22 protein-coding genes and 1 tRNA gene are annotated in these 20723 nt (G+C 54.1%); 16 read left to right on the top strand and 7 right to left on the bottom strand.

The genetic code is table 11. The annotated features are described in order from the left end of the window. Positions 1–92: 92 nt before the first annotated feature. Positions 93–890 (bottom strand): DUF2059 domain-containing protein, encoded by a 798-nt coding sequence (locus tag AC2FIM_RS02330; protein ID WP_496707803.1) that lies wholly within the window; start codon positions 888–890, stop codon positions 93–95. Beyond that, positions 890–1732 (bottom strand): DUF2059 domain-containing protein, encoded by an 843-nt coding sequence (locus tag AC2FIM_RS02325; protein ID WP_142633842.1) that lies wholly within the window; start codon positions 1730–1732, stop codon positions 890–892. The genes AC2FIM_RS02330 and AC2FIM_RS02325 overlap by 1 nt, the downstream gene beginning before the upstream one ends. 123 nt (positions 1733–1855) lie before the next feature. Between AC2FIM_RS02325 and AC2FIM_RS02320 the strand changes: the two genes are divergently transcribed. The 11 genes from AC2FIM_RS02320 (at position 1856) to AC2FIM_RS02270 (ending at position 12756) form a co-directional block, all read left to right on the top strand. Beyond that, a tRNA-Ser gene (locus AC2FIM_RS02320) sits at positions 1856–1945 on the top strand. 344 nt (positions 1946–2289) lie between these two features. Then, a complete protein-coding gene (locus AC2FIM_RS02315; protein WP_142633844.1) occupies positions 2290–2811 on the top strand; it encodes a hypothetical protein in 522 nt (173 codons plus the stop codon). Positions 2812–3011: 200 nt separating this feature from the next. Then, the gene (locus AC2FIM_RS02310) at positions 3012–4040 is read left to right on the top strand and encodes a zinc-binding dehydrogenase (protein ID WP_496675568.1); all 1029 of its coding nucleotides are present in this window, start codon (positions 3012–3014) and stop codon (positions 4038–4040) included. A 74-nt stretch (positions 4041–4114) separates the two neighbouring features. Then, entirely contained in the window at positions 4115–4990 is an 876-nt protein-coding gene (locus AC2FIM_RS02305) for a branched-chain amino acid ABC transporter permease (RefSeq protein WP_496675565.1), read from the top strand. Between the two features lie 3 nt (positions 4991–4993). Then, positions 4994–6091: a branched-chain amino acid ABC transporter permease gene (locus AC2FIM_RS02300; protein ID WP_142633851.1), complete on the top strand. Its 1098-nt coding sequence runs from the start codon at positions 4994–4996 to the stop codon at positions 6089–6091. Continuing rightward, a complete protein-coding gene (locus AC2FIM_RS02295) occupies positions 6088–6852 on the top strand; it encodes an ABC transporter ATP-binding protein (protein ID WP_271947084.1) in 765 nt (254 codons plus the stop codon). The genes AC2FIM_RS02300 and AC2FIM_RS02295 overlap by 4 nt, the downstream gene beginning before the upstream one ends. Then, positions 6849–7622, top strand: coding sequence for an ABC transporter ATP-binding protein (locus tag AC2FIM_RS02290; protein WP_271947083.1), 774 nt, complete (start codon positions 6849–6851; stop codon positions 7620–7622). Before AC2FIM_RS02295 ends, AC2FIM_RS02290 begins: the two co-directional genes overlap by 4 nt. Positions 7623–7627: 5 nt before the next feature. Then, the gene (locus AC2FIM_RS02285; RefSeq protein ID WP_271947081.1) at positions 7628–9514 is read left to right on the top strand and encodes an AMP-dependent synthetase/ligase; all 1887 of its coding nucleotides are present in this window, start codon (positions 7628–7630) and stop codon (positions 9512–9514) included. Positions 9515–9543: 29 nt separating this feature from the next. Then, positions 9544–10704 (top strand): ABC transporter substrate-binding protein, encoded by a 1161-nt coding sequence (locus tag AC2FIM_RS02280; protein WP_271947079.1) that lies wholly within the window; start codon positions 9544–9546, stop codon positions 10702–10704. Between the two features lie 144 nt (positions 10705–10848). Continuing rightward, on the top strand, positions 10849–11514 hold the full coding sequence (locus AC2FIM_RS02275; protein ID WP_271947077.1) for a YrbL family protein: 666 nt from the start codon (positions 10849–10851) through the stop codon (positions 11512–11514). Positions 11515–11667: 153 nt separating this feature from the next. After that, positions 11668–12756, top strand: coding sequence for an SGNH/GDSL hydrolase family protein (locus AC2FIM_RS02270; RefSeq protein ID WP_281972116.1), 1089 nt, complete (start codon positions 11668–11670; stop codon positions 12754–12756). 102 nt (positions 12757–12858) lie between these two features. Here the strand turns inward: AC2FIM_RS02270 and rpsI are convergent, their stop codons facing one another. The 4 genes from rpsI to AC2FIM_RS02250 all read right to left on the bottom strand — a co-directional run bounded on the left by rpsI (position 12859) and on the right by AC2FIM_RS02250 (position 15900). Continuing rightward, a complete protein-coding gene (rpsI, locus tag AC2FIM_RS02265; protein ID WP_271947073.1) occupies positions 12859–13344 on the bottom strand; it encodes a 30S ribosomal protein S9 in 486 nt (161 codons plus the stop codon). A 5-nt stretch (positions 13345–13349) separates the two neighbouring features. After that, positions 13350–13808 (bottom strand): 50S ribosomal protein L13, encoded by a 459-nt coding sequence (rplM, locus tag AC2FIM_RS02260; protein WP_113790645.1) that lies wholly within the window; start codon positions 13806–13808, stop codon positions 13350–13352. Positions 13809–13955: 147 nt separating this feature from the next. Then, complete coding sequence (locus AC2FIM_RS02255) at positions 13956–14579, bottom strand: GNAT family N-acetyltransferase (protein ID WP_496731728.1); 624 nt, start codon at positions 14577–14579, stop codon at positions 13956–13958. Then, the gene (locus AC2FIM_RS02250; protein WP_271947069.1) at positions 14497–15900 is read right to left on the bottom strand and encodes an aminotransferase-like domain-containing protein; all 1404 of its coding nucleotides are present in this window, start codon (positions 15898–15900) and stop codon (positions 14497–14499) included. Before AC2FIM_RS02250 ends, AC2FIM_RS02255 begins: the two co-directional genes overlap by 83 nt. 99 nt (positions 15901–15999) lie before the next feature. Between AC2FIM_RS02250 and AC2FIM_RS02245 the strand changes: the two genes are divergently transcribed. Then, positions 16000–16227, top strand: coding sequence for a DUF1127 domain-containing protein (locus AC2FIM_RS02245; protein ID WP_496675550.1), 228 nt, complete (start codon positions 16000–16002; stop codon positions 16225–16227). 59 nt (positions 16228–16286) lie between these two features. Here AC2FIM_RS02245 and AC2FIM_RS02240 read toward each other — a convergent pair whose 3' ends face one another. Next, on the bottom strand, positions 16287–16730 hold the full coding sequence (locus AC2FIM_RS02240) for a PaaI family thioesterase (protein WP_496675548.1): 444 nt from the start codon (positions 16728–16730) through the stop codon (positions 16287–16289). A gap of 58 nt (positions 16731–16788) precedes the next feature. On the opposite strand from AC2FIM_RS02240, the gene AC2FIM_RS02235 reads away from it, so the two are divergent. The 4 genes from AC2FIM_RS02235 (at position 16789) to gluQRS (ending at position 20721) form a co-directional block, all read left to right on the top strand. Beyond that, positions 16789–17574: an enoyl-CoA hydratase gene (locus AC2FIM_RS02235; protein ID WP_282021264.1), complete on the top strand. Its 786-nt coding sequence runs from the start codon at positions 16789–16791 to the stop codon at positions 17572–17574. Between the two features lie 261 nt (positions 17575–17835). Further along, the gene (gene trmFO / locus AC2FIM_RS02230; RefSeq protein ID WP_496700997.1) at positions 17836–19176 is read left to right on the top strand and encodes a methylenetetrahydrofolate--tRNA-(uracil(54)-C(5))-methyltransferase (FADH(2)-oxidizing) TrmFO; all 1341 of its coding nucleotides are present in this window, start codon (positions 17836–17838) and stop codon (positions 19174–19176) included. 37 nt (positions 19177–19213) lie between these two features. After that, positions 19214–19828, top strand: coding sequence for a class I SAM-dependent DNA methyltransferase (locus AC2FIM_RS02225; protein ID WP_496707808.1), 615 nt, complete (start codon positions 19214–19216; stop codon positions 19826–19828). Beyond that, positions 19825–20721, top strand: coding sequence for a tRNA glutamyl-Q(34) synthetase GluQRS (gluQRS, locus tag AC2FIM_RS02220; RefSeq protein WP_496691258.1), 897 nt, complete (start codon positions 19825–19827; stop codon positions 20719–20721). Before AC2FIM_RS02225 ends, gluQRS begins: the two co-directional genes overlap by 4 nt. Positions 20722–20723 lie beyond the last annotated feature (2 nt).

Raw genomic sequence — 20723 nt, 5'->3', positions numbered from 1 at the left:
TGGGTCAACAATAACGATACCCGGCGCGGAGATTCCGGCCGGGATGGGCGCTTATCCAAAGATTGCAGGGGAAAGTCAACATGAAATGGCGACTAAAGATCAGAGCCCTGTAAGACAGCCGCAACCGCCTTTCCCAGATCGTAATAGATCTGATCATACATACTGTCGAAGCTCTCGAACAGTGAGCTGTTCAGCGCTTGCCCTGTATCCGTTCGAGAAAACGCGATGTTCTTGCGCATCTGGGCGTTGCTCAGAGGGTTATAGGCCATCAACAGAAAGGAATACAGCCAGGTTTCTGTCTCTTGCTCGATCCCGTCCTTTTGCAGCAGAAGGTTGTCCAGAAGGTCGCTGTTATTGAGAACCTGGCCGTCATTTATCCCCCTGAAAAAGTTGTAATCCGCGCTCAAAGCGCTCCGCACGTTCTGTTGGATCAGGTCGTTGGCCAGTATGTACTCTTCGACCAGTTTGAACTGCATGCTGGCTTTGGTGTTTTCGAAATAGGCCTGTTTTGCCAAGTCTTCGATTGCCGGATCAACAAATGCAAGCCGTGCGGAATTCTCAAGGGAAACGATGGTCTGGCCAAGATCGCTTTCAAAAAAGGCGATGGCGCGTTCCAAATGCACTTCATCCAGGCTTTGCCGGAATCCCTGGACCAACTGATCATACATCCAATCGGGATCATAAATCGCCTCGACCCGAGTTTCGAACAGAGCACCACCGTTGCCATCCAACAAAGTGGCGTCCATCTCTTGGCTCATCTTTCCGCCTTCGGACAGGAGAATTTCGATCAGGTTCTCCAGACGCATTGCCTGCGCCAGCCGATCCGCTTTTTCCACGGCGCCGGATGATGTGGCCCAGAAGATCAGGGCGAAAACGATCAGAATGCGCATCAGATGTCCTGTGCGGGGTGAAGCTCGGCCATTTTGGTTGCCAAGACTTCGAATTTCATAGCCATTATCTCATACTGAATGGCGTTCAAAAGTTCGTAGACTTCCTGCATTAGAGGCTGTTCCAACGCTTCGACATAGGTGATGACATCCGCATCCGAGAAATCCTGATAGGTATAAGCAGCACCGGCAAGTGCGGAGAGCTGTAAGGCCTGTCGCATCCCGGTTTCGTTCTGTTTCATCATTGCGCGCAATTCATCTGCATCCAACTGTAGTTCGATCACACCTGAAGCGCTGGCGGCGAGGAGGAACCGGATTTGTATTTCCTGAAGAGCGCGCAAAGAAGTACCGCTTGAGTCGATGGCAGTGTTCATCCTTTTTAGACTCTCAACACGTTGAGAGCCTTCGCGGACAAGTTGAGCGACTATCTCTTGCCCCTGCTGTTGTTTCGCTTCGTCATCTTCGATCAGATGGGATGCGTTTTCAGCAGAGACCAGTCGTTGACCCAGATCTGATGCATAGAATTCTACCGCGTGATTCAGCGCCTGATCGCTGAGCGTCTGCTCTAAAATCGAAACTGCAGTTTCATGCATGTCTTTGGTATCGAAAACTTCTTCGGTCAGCCGCGCCCAGTCCGACCCGAATCCATCGGGGTCAAAACCCAGCATCTGAGGTGCCGAGGCCGAAGCCAGAGCAATACTTTCAAGAGCAACGTCGAAACCGGTCGTGGTCAAGAATGCCTCGATCCTATCGCGCCCGGCCGCGGATGCCGGGATTGACAGCATGAATACTGTGAAAAGAAACAGCGAAAGGGCGGTGGTGATGTGGTGCGTAAAATGTCTCATGTACAGAAGCCTAGGGGTTTTGCGGCATCTGGCAACGGAAAATCCTGGGATTGATAAATTATGAAACTTTCTGCTTGCACCCCCGGGTGTTCATCACTAAATCCCCCCCTCACAGACCCCCGCGGAGAGGTGCCGGAGTGGTCGAACGGGGCGGTCTCGAAAACCGTTGTGGGTGCAAGCCCACCCAGGGTTCGAATCCCTGTCTCTCCGCCATCAGCCATTCAGCGCATGATTGGCAACCAGCTTTCCGGAATTTAGCTCAAGCACCTGAAATGCAGGCCTTTGTCGCCTTATTCGCTTTGCGCGCCTTCCTACGAGAATTCTTAGCCTCTGTGCTTTCCTGTCGAACAGGCATTTGTGCGACCCTGTGGGTTAGTTGACAAGAATGGCATCTCGGCCACTGGTTGTTCAACGTTGGCGTGTTATTGCCATGGGATCGGCCCAGATCGGCGTACACTGGCTCAATCCCTTGTTCTGAGAGGATGTTCCACGAATTCCCCTTTCCAGTCCGCTAGTTTCCCCCCATCTCGGCGACACATATTTCAAAGGAGAATCCCATGTCGCGTATAATCTTGCTAGGGGTCGTCGTCGCCGGCGTTGGCGCCGCAATCTATTACTATCTGAATCAACCTGCCGCTCCGGTCGAACAGCCGCAAGCCGCCGCTGAAGAAACCGGAAACGCTGTGTCCGAAGCCGTAGAATCGGTTACTGAACAGGCTAGCGAAGCTGCGTCTTCCGTTACGGAACAGGCGGCTGAAATCGTCGAACAGTCCAGTGAAGCCGCGTCTGACTTAGCCACTCAGGCTGGTGAAACAGCGACTGAGCTGGCCGATCAGGCTGGAGAAGAGGTCGCTGCCCTCACCAACCAGGGGCAAGAGCTGCTGAATTCCTGGGTTGAGAGCGGCGCTATGAGTGTTGATAACTTTGACTATGACGCGATGGTGGCCTCAGTTCAGGAAAGCACACTGGCAGAAGAACTGAAGGTAAAAGCGGTTGGTATTCTCGATGATATCAAAGCCTCACCTGCAACAATCGCGCTGAAAATTCAGGAACTTCAGGCCCTGTTGACTGGTCAGTAAGAATTAGAAAGACCGCCGAAAAGGCGGTCTTTCCCTACGTCAAAGAATAGTTCGATTGACGCGCCTTTGGCCATTTGCTTGGCTGATCTGAACACATATGCCACGGTTGATGTCGATCATGGCCATTATTTTCGAAATTGTTGGTTCGATGCAGTCAAGCAGGACCCGACAGTTTCCTATCGTTCAGAAAAGGTACGCTCATGACCCCCCTTCCCACTTCCATGTTTGCGATCGTTCAAACTCATCATGGGTATTCGGGCAAAGCCACTGGTCCCAGCATCCAAAATGCGTCTGATTGGCTGGCCGAAACGGAAATGCCTGTGCCCGAGCCGGGCGCAGGACAGGTTCTGATCCGCCTGAGGGCATCATCGGTTAATCCGTCCGACCTGCATTTTATCAAGGGTGAATACGGGCAGCCTAGGGTAAAGGGGTCTCCGGCCGGGTTTGAGGGATGTGGAGACGTCGTCGCCACCGGTGCCGGTGCCGAGGGTTTGCAGGGACAGCGCGTGGCATTCATGGCCACTCATTCCGGTGCCTGGGCCGAGTACGCTCTGACCGATGCACAAATGTGTATTCCACTGCGCCCGGATATCTCGGATGACGATGGGTCAGCACAGATTGTGAACCCGATGACGGCCATGGCGATGGTCGATCTGGCGCGTCAGGCCGGAGATGCTTTTATCGTATCTGCCGCAACCAGTCAGTTGGGCAAGCTTATGTGCAGCCTCGGTCGCGATCTTGGGCTCAAGCCGATTGCGATCGTGAGACGCGCTGAGACCGTTGCTGCATTGAAGGAGCTGGGCGCTCATGACGTGCTGGTAACATCAGACCCCGACATGCTGCAGAAATTTTCAGCGCTTAGCAAAGAGCTTAAACCTCGGGTCTTTCTGGATGCCGTCGCCGACCAGATTTCCGAACAGATTTTCTGTGCGATGCCGAAAGGTGCGCGCTGGGTGTGTTATGGCAAGCTCAGCCCTGAACTGCCCAAACTAACGCAGACGGGACAGCTCATCTTTATGGGTAAGAAAATCGAAGGGTTTTGGCTGACACAATGGATGACAGCGACGCCTCGCGAAGATGTGGTACGTGTCGTTGCCGAGGTTCAGGCCCGCTTTGCGGACGGGCGTTGGAAAACAGATGTTTCAGAAAAGCTTACATTAAAAAATGTTATGTCCGGGCTGGTCGATGCACTGCAAAAGAGTGACGGAAAGGTAATTATCACGCCATAGTAGTACAAACCCCGGGCTAAGGAGGAGGCCCGGGATCTAAATGAACCCGGAGCAACCGGTATAGGGAGGTGAGTTTGGATAATGCGCAGCTGCTGATTAGCGGGCTGGCGAATGGCTGTGTCTATGGGCTGATCGCGCTCGGATTTGTTCTGATTTACAAGGCGACCGAGGCAGTGAACTTCGCACAGGGTGACCTCATGATGCTGGGCGCCTTTGTTACCATCGGGCTTACAAATGCCGAATATATGGGGCTGCCTTTTTGGCTGGCCTTGCCGATCTCGTTGGGGATCATGGGCGCGCTGGGGTACTTGCTGGACCGGTTGATCATTCGGCGACTTTTCGGGGAAAGCCAGACGGCTGTGGTCATTCTGACCATCGCCCTGGGCTTTGTAATCCGATTTGTCGCTGGTCTGATTTGGGGGCACGAACCGCAGACGCTGCAGAATCCCCTGGCCGGAAAAGAAGTGCGTTTTGGTGGCCTTGTACTGGGGATGGAGGACGTGGCGGTTATTGTCGTTACCGTTCTGCTGACCTGGGGGCTGTACCAGTTCTTCAGTCGCACCAAGCTTGGGCTTGCAATGCAGGGTTCCTCACAAAATCAGCTGGCGGCCTATTATATGGGAATCCCGGTAAAACGCGTGCAGGGTTTCATCTGGGCGTTGGCCGGCGTGGTTGCGGGTATCGCAGGCATTTTGTTTGCCGCCAAAGGATCCGTGGACCCGGCAACCGGACTTCTGGGCATTAAGGCCTTCGCCGCTGCGGTCATTGGCGGATTCGGAAGTTTACCTGGAGCATTGGCTGGAGGTTTGATCGTTGGCGTAATCGAACCGTTTGCCAGTCGCTATATCGCTGCTGGGTACAGTCAGATTGCACCTTATGCACTGTTGTTGGCTGTCCTGATCTTTCGCCCCAATGGGCTGTTCAGCCAAGTTAGGGTCAAAAAGGTTTAAGCCATGCGGATCATTTTCAAGACCAGTTACATGCAAGATATCCGGCCTTGGAAAGACCGGTATCAACTGAGCCTATACCTGATCCTTCTAGGCGTCGTGATCGCTGCTCCGTGGTGGTTGGACGCATTCTATCTGGGTGAGCTGACAAATGTTCTGATCTGGGCGATTGCAGGTCTTGGGTTGATGATACTGACCGGCCATACCGGACAGGTCAGCCTTGGGCATGCGGCTTTTCTGGCCTTTGGGTGCTATGCGAATATCATCTTGATTGAGGCAGGCTTGCCATTCCTGCTGGCCTTCCCGATCGCCGGTATCCTGACCGGGATAGCAGGGGTGACCGTTGCTATCCCGGCCCTGCGCCTTCACGGTATCTACCTGGCAATCTTTACCATGGCCCTGTCGATCCTGATGGATGACGTGATTGTCCTGGCCGAGCCGATCACCGGCGGGGTCGCCGGTAAATATATCGGCGGGGTCGAGATATTTGGATTCATGGTCGATCGCTGGGCTACGCCGGTCCAATTCTTCTGGCTGGTGCTTGCAGTCGCGGTTCTGGTCACTCTGGGCTATATCAACCTGCTGCGCGCACCGCTTGGGCGCAGTTTCATCGCCGTGCGAGATTCTGAGGTCTCGGCCCAGGCGATGGGTGTTGATATTGCGCAGACCAAGATGATCTCATTTGCCCTGTCCTGCGCTGTGACCGGCTGGGCGGGTGCTCTGATGGGGATGTTCTCGGGCGCGTTCAATAACGAGACATTCAGCGTCCTAATCTCAATTCAGTTGCTGATGATGATCGTGATCGGTGGTCTGGGCTCAATCCACGGGGCATTCCTGGGTGCTGTCGTCATTGGGTTTCTGCCGCAATTTTTGTCGATCGCAAAAGAGTATGTCGGCGCAGTTTTCGGGGGCAGCACCGTCGCAATTCCGGGATTGGAATTTGGTATCTTCGGCATGATCCTGATTGCCTTTATCCTGTTCGAACCCATGGGGATGTATGGACGTTGGCTGAAGATCCGGACATGGTTCGAACTGTTTCCCTTCTATCGCAAGGACATGTTCAAACGTCAGAAATCCTATCTCAAGACGGAGCGTCTGAGATGAGCCTGCTTGAATTTAAGAATGTCACCTTGAAATTTGGTGGCGTCACGGCTGTGAACGACCTGTCCTTTTCGGTCGAAGACGGCGAGGTTTTTGCCATAGTCGGCCCCAATGGCGCGGGTAAATCGACCGTTTTCAATCTGATCTCGCGCTTTTATGAACCAATAGAGGGTTCAATCCGGTATGACGGGCATAACTTGCTGCAGGTGAAACCGTCAGGCGTTGCAGCTTTTGGTGTTGCGCGGACGTTTCAGAATATCGAACTGTTCGAACACGCCACTGTTTTGCAGAACCTGCTGGTCGGGCGTCATCGGCACCGCAAGACAAAACTTTTATCCGAGGTGCTGTTCCTGCCGTCGGCCCGGCGGCAAGAGATCGAAAACCGTGAAAAGGTTGAAGAAATCATCGATTTTCTTGATCTGCAGGCCTATCGCGACAAGATGATATCAGGCCTACCTTACGGTGTGCGCAAAGTGGTTGAAGTTGCCCGCGCCCTGGCCACCGATCCCAAGTTGTTACTGCTGGATGAACCGGCCTCGGGGCTGTCGGTCGAGGAAACGACCGATATGCGCTGGTGGATAGATGATATCCGGCGGCAGATGGGGATTACGGTGCTGATGGTCGAACATGACATGGCTTTGGTCTCGGGCGTCTCGGATCGGGTCCTTGCAATGGCGGATGGGGCTATGCTCGCACTGGGAACCCCTGCGCAGGTACAGTCACACCCGGCAGTGGTTGAGGCCTATCTGGGGAAAGTTTCATGAGCGATCCGATCCTGACCATTCGCAATGTCGAAAGTTTTTACGGGCCAATCATGGCAATCCGGGGCGTGTCGCTGGATGTGCATCCGGGTAAAATCGTGTCGATCCTTGGGGCTAATGGGGCCGGCAAGACTACTTTGATGAAAACCGTGTCCGGCGTAATGGACCCGGAAAAGGGCAAGATCAGCTTTAACGGGGTCGAAATTCAAGGGGCCGAGCCGCATAAAGTCGTGCAGAAAGGCGTCGTCCACGTACCCGAAGGGCGCGAAGTATTTCCCCTTTTGACCGTGGAGGAGAACCTGAGTCTCGGGGCCTATACCTCGTCGGACCGGGGGCAAATTGATCATGATCGCGATCTGGTTTTTTCATACTTCCCGATCCTGAAAGAACGCCGCAATCAAGAGGCGGGGACCTTATCCGGCGGCCAACAACAGATGTTGGCAATCGGGAGGGGGTTGATGGCAAATCCAAGGATCATGTTACTGGACGAGCCCTCGCTGGGCCTGTCTCCTTTGCTTGTGCAAGAGATTTTCGGAATCCTGAAGCGCCTGAATGATGAACAGAACATGACGATGATGCTGGTTGAACAGAACGCCAATGCTGCGCTGGAACTGGCGCATCACGGCTATGTCATGGAGGTCGGGCGCATCGTCATGGATGGCCCCGCGGATGAGCTGATGCAGTCAGAAGACATCCAGAATTTCTATCTGGGCGTGCAGGAAGAAGGTTCGCGTGAAAACCGTCGCTGGAAACGCAAGAAGACGTGGAGGTGAGCAGCATGAATATAAGCACCCTGCCCTCTCAGATCATGATCAACGGTGTTCAGTACAACGCAAATCCCGGTCAGCGACCGGTCTATGTAGATGAATGCACAACCATCGGGCAACTATTTCAAAAGCGTTGTGCCGATTTGGGCGCGCGTACGGCGCATCGTGAAAAGGATTTAGGTATCTGGAAATCCTATTCCTGGGCAGATTACTGGCAGCACGCGAAATGGATAGGCCTCGCCCTGCAAAAGCTCGGTTTGAAACGCGGTGAGGTCGTATCGATCCTGTCCGAGGACCGAAAAGAATGGGCTTGGTTCGATATGGGCATTCAGGGCGCCGGGGGGATCGCCTCGGGCATCTATACGACGGATTCGGCCGCGCAACTGAAATATCTGATCAATGACAGTGACAGCCGTTTTCTGGTGGTCGAAAATGAAGAGCAGTTGGACAAGTTCCTTGAGGTCGAAGGTGATCTTTCCAATCTTTTGAAGGTTATCATCCTTGAGGATGAAGGTCTGCATGACCTGGACCATGACCGCTGCATGTTGATCGGCGATCTTTATGAGCTAGGTCAGCAAACCGAGCGTGAAGAGCCGAACCGCTTTGACGCCGAAATCGCGCTTGCATCCCCGCAGGATACCGCCCTTCTTGTCTATACGTCCGGCACGACCGGCATGCCAAAAGGCGCAATGCTGAGCCACGAGAACATCCTGGCCGCAATCGAAGCCGGCGCCCATTCCTTGCCCGCATTGGAAACAGATGAACAGCTGTGCTTTTTGCCGCTCTGCCACATCCTCGAGCGTGATGTTTCCATATATTTCCCGCTGGCAACGAAATCTGTCGTCAACTTTGCCGAAAGCCCCGAGACTGTTTTCGCAAATCTGCAAGAGGTTTCTCCTTCGACGTTTACGGCGGTCCCGCGTGTATGGGAAAAGATCTATTCTCAGGTTCAGATCATGGCCCAGGATGCAACCTCGACCGGGCGCGCGGCCTTTGGAATGGCGGTAAAGGCGGGTCTGGCACGTGCCGAATATATCCTGGCGGGCAAGCCGGTCCCGGCCAGTGTTGCCGCGCAGTACTGGCTTTGGGACCGTTTGGTTCTGCGTAACCTGCGCCGGATGCTGGGGTTGGACAATATGCGGCGCGGTGGAAGCGGCGCCGCTCCGATTTCGGCGGACTTGCTGAAATGGTACTGGGCCATTGGTGTACCTCTGGTCGAAGGTTTTGGTATGACCGAAACATCGGGCCTGGCGACATTGAATACACTTGGAAACAACAGGATCGGAACCATTGGAAAGGCTGTGCCGGTCAATGACGTCCGTATTTCCGAAGGCGGAGAGATTCAGCTTAAAGGGTTGAACATCTTTCAGGGTTACTGGCGAAACAACGCCAAAACAGCCGAGACTTTCACTGCCGATGGTTGGTTGCGTACTGGTGATATGGGCGAGATCGACCAAGACGGTTTCGTGACCATTACGGGTCGCCTCAAAGATCTTATCATCACGGCGGGCGGCAAAAATATAGCCCCGGCCGAGATTGAAAGCCGTCTCAAGTTCAGCCCCTTTATCTCGGACGCAGTTGTAATTGGCGATAAGCGCAAGTTCCTGACTGCACTAATCATGATTGATCAGGAAAACGTGGAGAAATTTGCGCAGGATCGAAAGGTTCCCTTCTCGAATTTCGCCTCTCTTTGTGCCTCCGCCGAGGTTCGGGACCAGATCAAAGACGAAGTTGGTGCCGCAAACAAGGATTTCGCACGGGTTGAGCAGATCAAGGATTTCCGCCTGATAGATGTTCTGCTGACGGCAGATGATGACGAACTGACGGCCACAATGAAGCTCAAGCGCAGCTTTGTGGAAAAGAAACACGAACATCTTATCGAAGACATGTACAATTAGACAAAACGTTATCCAAAGGGAGGATTATAATGAGGAATCTGATTAAACGGCTGTCCGCTGCCACAGTTTTGACGGCTGTCGCGACACTCTCCAGCGCTCAGACACAGGGTGTTACGGATGATGAGATCGTAATCGGGTCGGTCAATGATCTGAGCGGTATCTTCGCCGCCGTTGGTGTCCCAGCCACCAAAGGCGCCAATGTGGTGTTCGACCGCGTAAACGCTGCAGGTGGTGTTCACGGTCGGACCATCCGTTTTGTGGTTGAGGATAATGGCTATCAGATGCCGCGCGCGATGCAGGGCTACAACAAGCTGCTGAACCGCGACAAGGTGTTTGCGATGTTGCAATCTCTGGGTACGCCGATGAACCTGGCCGGATTCAAACTGCTGGATCCCAAGGGCATTCCGAATGTCGCGCCTCTGACATCGTCGCAGAAAATGCTGCAAGACCCGGTGCGCAACAAATTCACGTCCTTTTCCACCTATTTCGATCAGGCGCGTGTCGGCGTGAACTATCTGGCCAGCGAATTCGGATCGCAAACAGTCTGCACCATGTATCTGCCCACCGATTTCGGCGAGGAGATTCTGGAAGGCAGCAAGGCGGGTGCCGAAGAGGCTGGGATCGGTTTTGGCACAGAAACCACCCACAAGCCCGATGAGACCGATTTCGTGGGCTCTCTGAGCAAGCTCAGAGATGAAGGCTGCGACATCGTCACCATGGCCCTTGGGGTTCGGCAGGCGATCACTGTGGTTGGCACCGCCAAAAAGATGGGTCTAACGGATATGAAATTCTTGGGAACATCAGCCAGCTTCCTGACCGTCGTTGCCCAGGTGCCGGGTGGCGTGACGGATGGTTTTTATGCCGCCGCCTCATGGCTGGACTTGTGGGCCCGCGCGGATCAACCGGCCCCTGCAGCCTTCATCGAAGAGTATAAGGCTGCAACAGGCGAAGACCCCGTTGGATTTGCGATGTTGGGCTATTCTGCGGCTGAAATGATGGTTAAGGCGCTGGACGCCGCCGGCCCCGATCTGACTCATGACAGTTTTATCGCTGCGATGGAGACACTCGACTACAACGACGAACTGGTTGGAAACCACATCTCGTTTTCGCCGGACGACCACCAAGGTGCCGATACGGTGTTTGTGAGCGTTGTTGAAAACGGTGCTTGGAAGCTGGTCCACGAAGAGTAACGACTGAAAAACAGAGTTTGATCAGCATTCAGGCGTTAGAAACCACGAGCCGTCCGTTCCAATACGGACGGCTTTTTCATTTTGTTTTGAGCTATCCACCTGCGGATAATTGGTTCCAATGCAAAACCGCTATAGTTAAGCCAAATGGAAAAAACTCGAATCGAAAATCTGTTGTCGTTGAAAGATCGTAAGATCATCGCGCAGGGTAATCGGCAATTTGTCTATCAACACCCTGATCTGCCGGACACTCTGCTGAAGATCCCGCAACCTCAGACGATAGATGACGAAGCTCATCTTGTGACGGATACCTGGTTTGATCGGATGTTTCGACGCTCGACGGCGTTCAAAGGATTTCTGCGCGAGTTTCACGAGTCGTTTGATCTTATGGTGCGTCACCAGAAATCCGCTGCCCCTATCCCCGTATGTGAGGTGCGAGGTGTGGTTCAGACGGACCTGGGTCTGGCGCTTATGTACGAGCGGATTTCCGAGCCTGACGGACAGCTATCGCCCAGCCTTATTGGCTTGGTCCAAAGCCGTCGCCTTAAGCCGCATCACTTGGATTCGTTGAACGCGCATTTTGATATTTTGGTCAAAGAGAACGTTTTGGTCAGTAACCAGAACCCCGGCAACATCGTCTATCAGACGCTGGCCGACGGCTCAGGACGATGGGTCTGGATAGACAGTTTCGGAAATAAGCAGGCGATCCCAGTTCGCAGGTGGTTCCCAAGCCTGAATAAACGAAAAATCGACCAGACTCGGCAGAAATTCCTTGCTTTGGCTCAACAGGCTTTAGGACGTGAAACGGACTGACAAATCCGTGCTGGAGTGACTTTCTTTTCGTCTCACGCTTGACGTGTGCGGGCTGTTAATCTCAACATTCAGAAATGTGTTTTGTGCGTCCTCGTCATTACCACGAAAACGGGACCAATTCAGTAAATGGTATTCTAGGTAGTTAGATAAAAAATGCGGTCAAAAATTCTGAACTTTCTGATCATCGTGATGATCTCTGCAACGCTTCTTGCTGGTGTGGAGCTGGGCATCCGTTGGCTGTCACCACAAGGCGTTCTGACAACATATCCAGAGGGTGGTCCACTTGGATTGAAGGACCCGGTCGTCGGGCATACGAACAGGCCAAACACTGTCGTCGCCATCAATGCACCAGAGTTCACGGTCGAGTATAAAGTCGACGAAAACGGGTTTCGTGAAACGCGTTTTCCAGCCAATGCCGCAGACGATGGAAGCACCATCAAGATCCTGCTGCTGGGGGATTCATTTACCTTCGGCGCTTCAAACGAGCTGGGCGATATCTGGCCTGAACTTTTGGCCCAGAAATTCCTGGATGAAGGCATGTCTGTGCAGCTGATCAACGCAGGCGTGCCGGGATATAACACATCTCAACAGGCGCTGTATCTTGAGCGGTTAAGCGAAAAATATAACCCCGATATTGTGCTGGTGACCTTTCTTCCCAACGATATGTTTGCAAATGAGCCTATTCGGACCGTTGATGGCGTTGATGTCGCTTACAGCGATGTCAGCTCGGTTGTGGGGTCCGGGAATATCAAGAAATCCTCGCTGCACTCGGTCACGATGTTAAAGCGAATGCTGATGGCCAACGATCAGAGCTATACCCAACTGTACCTGATGACGCCGCGAAAGGCGTTTTTCACCACCCCGATGAGCGAGCTGTTTCAGGCCAAAGTCGAGACGACAAAGCAGGTGTTTACCCGCATGGCCACCTTCACGCAGTCGCAGGGATCCGAGCTTGTGGTCGTGTCTGTCCCACAGTTGTTTCAGGTTCTCCAGGCCGCAAAAACATCTTCTGATCCCGAGGTTGATCCCGGCCTACCCGACCGCCTGATGGAGGGTGTGGTGGCCGAGCAAGGATTTCAGTGGCACGAAGCGTTGCCCTACCTCACCGAAGAATACAGCTCCACAGGTAAAGATCTGTATTTCAGATACGATGGTCATCTGAATGCCGACGGCAACAGGGTTCTGTCTGATTTCATGTTCCAGATTCTGGCCCCGCTGATCGAAACCAAAGCAGCTGGCTGAGTTCGAAAACAGATTCGGCAAACCAAATCCCAATCAACAAAAGAAAAACGGCCGCAACATTGTGCGGCCGTTTGAAACAGTCTTGAAGGTTCGTGCCAGCGATTAACGCTTGGAGAACTGGAACGAACGACGCGCTTTGCGCTTACCGTATTTCTTACGTTCCACAACGCGGCTGTCGCGGGTCAGGAAACCAGCGGCTTTCAGTGCGCCACGCAGCGACGGATCGTACAGTTGCAGCGCTTTCGAGACGCCGTGCTTGACCGCACCGGCCTGACCGGTCAGGCCACCGCCTTTGACGGTTGCAACAACGTCGAACTCACCTTCTACGCCGGCAACCTGAAACGGCTGGCGCAGGATCAGCTGCAGAACGGGGCGTGCAAAGTACACGTCCTGGTCTTTGCCGTTCACGGTGACCTTACCGGAACCCGGCTTGATCCAAACGCGGGCAACAGCGTCTTTACGCTTGCCGGTGGCATAGGCACGACCCAGTTCGTCGCGTACGGGTTCACGCACGATGACTTCTTCGGCCACAACTTCAACGCCTGCTACGGCGCTCAGCTCTTCGAGAGTATTGATCTGATCGGCCATGGTCATTAGCTCCGGGTGTTTTTCTTGTTCATGGATGCAACATCCAGAACTTCGGGCGCTTGCGCCTCATGGGGATGCTCGGCACCGGCATAAACACGCAGGTTGGTCATAACCTGACGCGATAGGCGGTTGCCCGGCAGCATGCGCTTGACCGCCTGGGTCACGACGCGCTCGGGGTATTTGCCCTCGAGGATCTGCTGCTTGGTGCGCGACTTGATGCCGCCCGGGTGGCCAGTGTGCCAGTAGAAGTTCTCTTCGCGCTTCTTGCCGGTCATCTGGATTTTGTCAGCGTTGATCACGATGACATTGTCGCCCATGTCCATGTTCGGGGTGAACGACGCTTTGTGCTTGCCACGCAGACGCATGGCGACGATCGAAGCAAGACGGCCCAGAACAACGCCCTCGGCGTCGATCAGGATCCATTTCTTGTCGATGTCTGCAGGTGTTGCAGAAAAGGTTTTCATGGCAGGATAGTCCTGTTTGATGTGAAAGACCGCCCCCATACGGAGCGGTCCGAATTCGATGGATGGGGTTTAAACCCACGCGAAAGGCGGGTCAATACACGCAAATCAGTTTTAACTTAGCAAAAACAATGTATTACAAAATAGGTATTATTTTACCCCATGTTTTTGCCAATCTTTTTCCGTCAATACCCAACGCATCCACTGCCCAGCCCCGGTACCAAGAACAAGTTGCCGGGTATCAACGTACCGCGCCCCAAGTTTCGCGGTCCCTTTTTGTGATCGCAAGTTGGTTGGGTCGATATGAAACCAGACCTCATCAAGTTCGCCGAACACCTGATTTACCATCAGCGATTTGATCGTCCGATTGCTGGCTCCGCCCCAGTGATCACAGGTGATAAAGCTGTATCCGATGCCGATGCCCCCGGGAACTTCGGGAGGCTCATAATAGCGAGAGCACCCTATGACCCGGCCTGTCGCCTCTTCGCGTACTGTCACTGACCCACCTGCGCTCAACAGAAAATCGAAATAAGGGGCGAAAACTTCTTTCTGATGGCGGGATTTGGCGGGATGCCCGGCCCAAATCAACGGATCGCTGGCTGCAAGGTGCAGGTCTTCGAAGTCACTTTTAGCATCGGTGTGACGACAAATCCCCTGCCCCGCATTTCCCGAATATCCATTAAGCGTCCCCTTACACCGAAATCTGTTCGGGTGGATTATCCAGCAGACGCCTGAGACGCTGCATTGCGTCCTCGAATTGATCCAACGATACATGCCCGTTCATGGCAATGCGCACCGCATTGGGCGCGCGCCCGTCACGCAAAGCAAACTCATCGGCAGACCGCAGTTGAATTCCCTCTCGCTCGGCTGCGCGGCTGAACGCAGCCGCTCGCCAACCAGAAGGCAAGTTCAGCCAGACAAAAGGTACATCTGAGGCCCAGTTCAGGTCGAACCCACCCAGGGCGTTTACGGCCACGCGCACATATTCCCCCATCCGGGTCCGGACATCTTTTGCGATTTGGCGCGTCCGCGGATCAGACAACATCAGCCGCGCCAGTTCGGCAAGCGGCTGAGCAAGGCCAAAATAGCCATATTCCGCTGAACGGCGCAGATCAACGCTGCGCTCGCGCGGCGCTATGGCAAACCCGACACGCAGTGCGGGCGTCAAAATCTTCGAGATCGACGACACATGCCATCCCCTTTCCGGCGCTAGGGCGCGATAGCTGGGCGCTCTTGCATCACCCATGCGGTAGCAGTCGTCCTCGATTATCTGGACGCCAAACCGCCGCGCGATTTCCACAACTTCTTTGCGGCGTTCCAGTGGTGTATGTGAGCCGGTCGGATTTTGAACCTCGGGTGAGACACATATGGCCTGCGCCGCCGACTGGCGAAGGACATGCTCCATAGCGTTGGGATCCACGCCCCATTTGTCCATCTTTACGCCAATGACCTCTGCACGCATCAACTCACCGGCGCGTCGGAACCCTGCGTATGACAGATCTTCGACCAGAACAATCGGCTTTGGTCCACGTAATATTGTCTGAAATACAAGGCAAAGACCGTTTTGTCCGCCGTGGGTCAGAACGATATCGTCCTGCGAAATTGGTCCCAATGGCAAATCGGAAAGCCAATCTACAACAGCCTGTCGCATAGGTTTATACGCATCGCGGGTTGGATAGTTCATAAACAGGCGTGGATCGGATTGTGCCACTTTCTGCATACATTCGCGGATCAGGGCCACCTGCCCCATATCGGCAAGCCTCGGGCTGAACAGGCTGACATTGGCTTCATATTTGTCATCTCTGAGATGAAGTTGCCGAGCCCAGACATCATCGAGCAGAGGCGCCTTGGGCGGGGCCACAAATGTACCACGTCCTACTTCGGCGCTGAGCAGACCTTCGTCTGTGAGTATCGTATAGGCGCGCGCAACGGTGCCCGGTGTGATTTGTAACCTATAGGCAAGTTCCCGCACCGGCGGCAGCTTTGTACCGACTTCCAAAAGATTGTTATCTATAGCTTTTCGAATTGTATCGGCGACCAGTGTATATTTTGGCCCTTTGGATTTAGGCAGTGACTCTGGCCAAATTGTATCCATTACAATTCTTCCTTTGATTGCAGCACAATTATGAATGTATCAAATGTTCATACCGAACATATTACGTTTGTGTCAATACAATTAGAAAGGAACCCCAAGATGACACGCGCAATGCACAACCCCGCCCTGATAGCGCTTAACGACAGCCCCCGGCTGCCGCTGATTGCCGCACTGGCCGTGCGGTTTGCGGCGACGGTCACAAAATGGGAGCGGCAACGCCGCAGCCGAATTAACTTGTCCAATCTCGATGACAGGCTGCTGAAGGATGTGGGCCTGACTAATTATCAGGCCAGACGAGAGATCGAACGCCCTTTTTGGCAGAGCTAGGTAATCCCCAGTCTCAATATGGGACCTCTTCCTTGGCCGGGTTTATCCCGGCCATTTTTTCACCCAAAAGCTGCCGCAGCTGACCCCTCTGGTGGTAAAGAATAGGTCATCGTTGCGCGAGCGACGGGTTTGTCTGACCCTTCCGAAAATATTAGAACGTCACCTACGGCAAGGGTTTTTCCTAGCTTCAGCAAGGTACAGCGCGCAATCAAATCTGCATTTCCATCCGGTTTACGCATGAAGTCCATTGAACAACCGGTTGTCACGGCCAGAGACTGCTGGCCCCTGCGCGCCAGGATCAGTGCGTAAACGCTTACATCAGCTAATCCAAACATAGACGGCCCCGAGACAGTCCCACCGGGGCGCAAATGACGGTCGCCAACGGCAAGTCTCATGACGATGGACGCTTCGGTCAGATCCTGGACCGAATAATCCTGACTGACCTGGGGGAAGATTTGGCTCATATAATCCTCCAGTTCCTCCCGATTCATTGCCAATGACATACTTCCCCTCCTGGATTTGCCGACCTAGAGTTGGCCTCACATCAGATCGGAGGGCAAGATGGGAATTCTGGAACGAAATGACGCAGACGCCGTGGCTAGGCTTACAATGAATGCGCCAGACCGGCTCAACGCCCTAAGTGACGAAATGCTGGCTGCGCTACAGACTGAACTTGATGCTCTGCGCGAAGACAGTTCCATCCGGGCGGTGATCCTTTCTGGTAAAGGCAAAGCTTTTTGTGCGGGTCATGATCTGAAACAGATGACAGCAGGGCGCCAATCTGAAGACGGCGGTAAAGCCTATTTTCAGGACCTTTTCAATCGCTGTGCGAAAATGATGCTTTCGATTCAGTCGCTTCCGCAGCCGGTTATTGCCCAGGTGCACGGCATTGCTACGGCGGCCGGATGCCAGTTGGTTGCAACCTGCGATCTTGCTGTAGCTGCCGAAGGGACGCGGTTTGGCGTAAACGGTGTGAATATCGGGCTGTTCTGTTCGACCCCAATGGTTGCTCTTAGCCGAAACATTCCACGCAAACACGCCTTCGAGATGTTGACGACCGGGGATTTCATTCCGGCGTCACGAGCTGCTGAGCTGGGTCTTGTCAATCGCGTGGTGCCAGAAATGCTGTTGGAGCATGAGGCTGTTTCACTGGCCGAGCAGCTTGCCTCAAAACTGGGATCTGCCGTGAAAGTCGGAAAACAGGCCTTCTACCGCCAGTTGGATATGCCGTTGGATCAGGCCTATTCCTATACCGGCGAGGTAATGGCTCAGAATATGATGCATCGGGATACCGAAGAAGGAATATCTGCATTTATCGGAAAAAGAGATCCAAATTGGAGCCAATAAGGAATTTGTCATGCATATTTTTCCGCAATGTCGCCATTTTTGGACTTTTCAAATGGGCGTTACTGTGGCAATGCTGAGACGAGGCTAAGGCCTTGAACACTTTTTGGGTCGCCGTGGGCGGAAGGTCCCTCCGAGCTGGTTTCTCTCACTGGCGCAGACATTCCCGCATCGGCGACCCCAAAAATCCCTTGAAAACATGATTTCCCGTGCGCCATCGCTGCTGTGTTGCGTTGCGATCTTCTGTGCCCTATGTGGCAGCTTATGACACAGAAATTGCATATCGTGGGCGGCGGCATGGCCGGGTCCGAGGCCGCATGGCAGGCGGCGGAAATGGGCGTCGAGGTCGTGATTCACGAAATGCGCCCAAAAGTCGGAACTTTTGCGCATCAGACCGGCAACTTGGCCGAGATGGTCTGCTCGAACTCATTCCGGTCGGATGATGACGAACAGAACGCCGTTGGACTGCTGCATTGGGAAATGCGCGAGGCCGAAGGGTTGATCTTGAAAACGGCAGATGCGCACCGACTGCCGGCCGGGGGCGCATTGGCTGTGGATCGCGATCCGTTTGCTGAATCTGTGACGGCCAGGTTAAAGGCTCACCCCCTTGTCGAAATCACTGGCGAAGAAGTGACCGCCCTGCCCGATGACGGCCAATGGATTTTCGCCACCGGCCCACTGACCTCTGCCGCTTTGGGTGACGCAATCCGCGCGGAAACCGGCGCCGAGTCGTTAGCATTCTTTGATGCCATTGCACCGATCGTCTACGCAGACAGCATCGACATGAGCAAAGCGTGGATGCAATCGCGGTATGACAAGGGCGAAACCGAAGAAGAGCGGACCGCTTATCTGAATTGCCCGATGGACAAAGACCAGTACGACGCCTTCATCGACGCCCTGCTGGCCGCCGATAAGACCGAGTTCCATGAGGGCGAAACCGCAGGCTATTTCGATGGCTGTCTTCCGATAGAGGTTATGTCCGAGCGGGGTCGTGAAACGTTGCGCCACGGACCGATGAAGCCGGTCGGCCTGACGAACCCGCATCAGCCCGAGGTAAAGCCTCACGCGGTGGTTCAACTGCGCCGAGATAACGCGCTAGGAACATTGTTCAATATCGTCGGCTTTCAGACCAAGATGAAATACGGAGCGCAAACCGACGTGTTCCGCATGATACCCGGGCTAGAGAATGCCAGTTTCGCGCGGCTGGGCGGTATTCATCGCAATACGTTCATCAACTCTCCGACATTGCTGGATTCCCAGATGCGGCTGAAATCAAAGCCCAATATCAGGTTCGCTGGTCAGATTACCGGTGTCGAAGGTTATGTGGAAAGCGCCGCGATGGGTCTTTTGGCCGGACGCCTGGCTGCTGCCGAGTTGTTGGGCCGTACCGTTCCCGAAATTCCACAGGACAGTGCCATGGGCGCTTTGATCCACCACATCACAGGCGGTGCCGAGGCGAAGACATTCCAGCCTATGAACGTTAATTTCGGTCTGTTCCGCCCTGTCGATGGGTTGAAAGGCGGTCGGCGTGGCCGAAAAGACCGCTACAAGGCCTATACTGACCGGGCCAAGGAAGAATGGACCAAGTGGTTGGCGCATTGGTGACTGGACGGGTCCGGCCCCGACGTCCTAACATATCGGTATGAGCGATAAATTCCTAAAGGATGTCTATGGGCTGGATTCGCCTCAGGCGACCAAAGCACATTATCAAAAATGGGCCTCGTCTTATGATGATGAGGTTGGGTCAAACGGTTATGCGACCCCGGGACGTATCGCCCGGGCACTCTGGTCGCAACTGCCAGAGCCCAAAACCCCAATTCTGGACTATGGCTGCGGTACCGGCCTGTCAGGTGTCGCGCTGAACGCGGTCGGGTTTGAGGTCGTCGATGGAATAGACCCCACCCCGCAGATGTTAGAGGGCGCTCTGGCAAAGGGGGTTTATCGCAACCTGATCAGCTTTGACATCGCAGATCCCAGCCCGCTGCAGTCTGGCGCGTATAAGGTCATCACCGCAATCGGGGTCATCGGCGTGGGTGCCGCACCACCTGAGACTTTGGATATGCTCATCAACGCGTTACCGTCAGGCGGCCTTATTGCTTTTTCTTTTAATGATCATACGCTTGAAGATCACAGCTATACCGTTCGCCTAAGTGAGTGGCTGGATATGGGCGCAGCACGATTGCTGTTCCGGGAATATGGCCCGCACCTTCCCGGAATGGACATGAAGTCTGACATCTATATTGTTGAAAAAGTGTGACTTTAGTAACAAGATTTGCCCCTTCGCCGACAGGACCACTGCATCTGGGCCACGCGTATTCGGCGATTTTGGCTCATGATTTTGCAAAGTCGAAGGATGGCCAGTTTTTGCTGAGGATCGAGGATATCGACCGCTCACGCTCGCGTCCAGAATGGGAAACTCAGATTTACGATGATTTGCGCTGGCTTCGCCTGTCGTGGCCGGAACCGGTGCTCTGCCAATCCACGCGAGCTGCCGCCTATGATGCCGTGCTGGATAATCTGTGGTCGCGAGGGTTGCTGTACCCCTGCACCTGCAATCGAAAAGACATCGCTAACGCAGCCAGCGCCCCTCAGGAAGGGGCCCCGCTTCATGGACCAGATGGGCTTATCTATCCGGGGACCTGTCGTGTACGCTGGGAACAGCTGGGTTCAACGGAGCAACCGCGCCCTCTGGATGTTCCGTTGCGATTGGATATGGCGGCAGCTGTAGAACAAGCTAAAAGTCTGTTTCAGAACGATAATAACACCGCATCGTTTCAAGAGATCGGAGAAGGCCCGAGCGCGGAATCCGGTAAAGTCCGGTTCACCCAGGCCGAGATGTTGGACACGATCGGGGATGTCGTTCTGTCGCGTCGGGATATGGGGACGTCATATCATCTGTCGGTCGTTCTGGATGACGCTGCACAAAAAGTTACGCATGTGGTTCGCGGTCAGGATCTGTTCGAAGCCACACGTATCCACGTTCTGCTGCAGGCGTTGTTGAAGTTGCCGACACCCATCTACCTGCATCACTGCCTGATACGCGATCAGGCCGGCAAACGGCTGGCTAAACGCGACGATGCGCGAGCCATTGCCAAGTTCCGCGACGAAGGGGCGACGCCCGAAGATATTCGGGCGATGGTGGGGCTTTGACC

This window comes from Ruegeria sp. CDSC052, from assembly GCF_059610685.1.
This window is presented reverse-complemented; position numbering and strand designations above follow the sequence as displayed.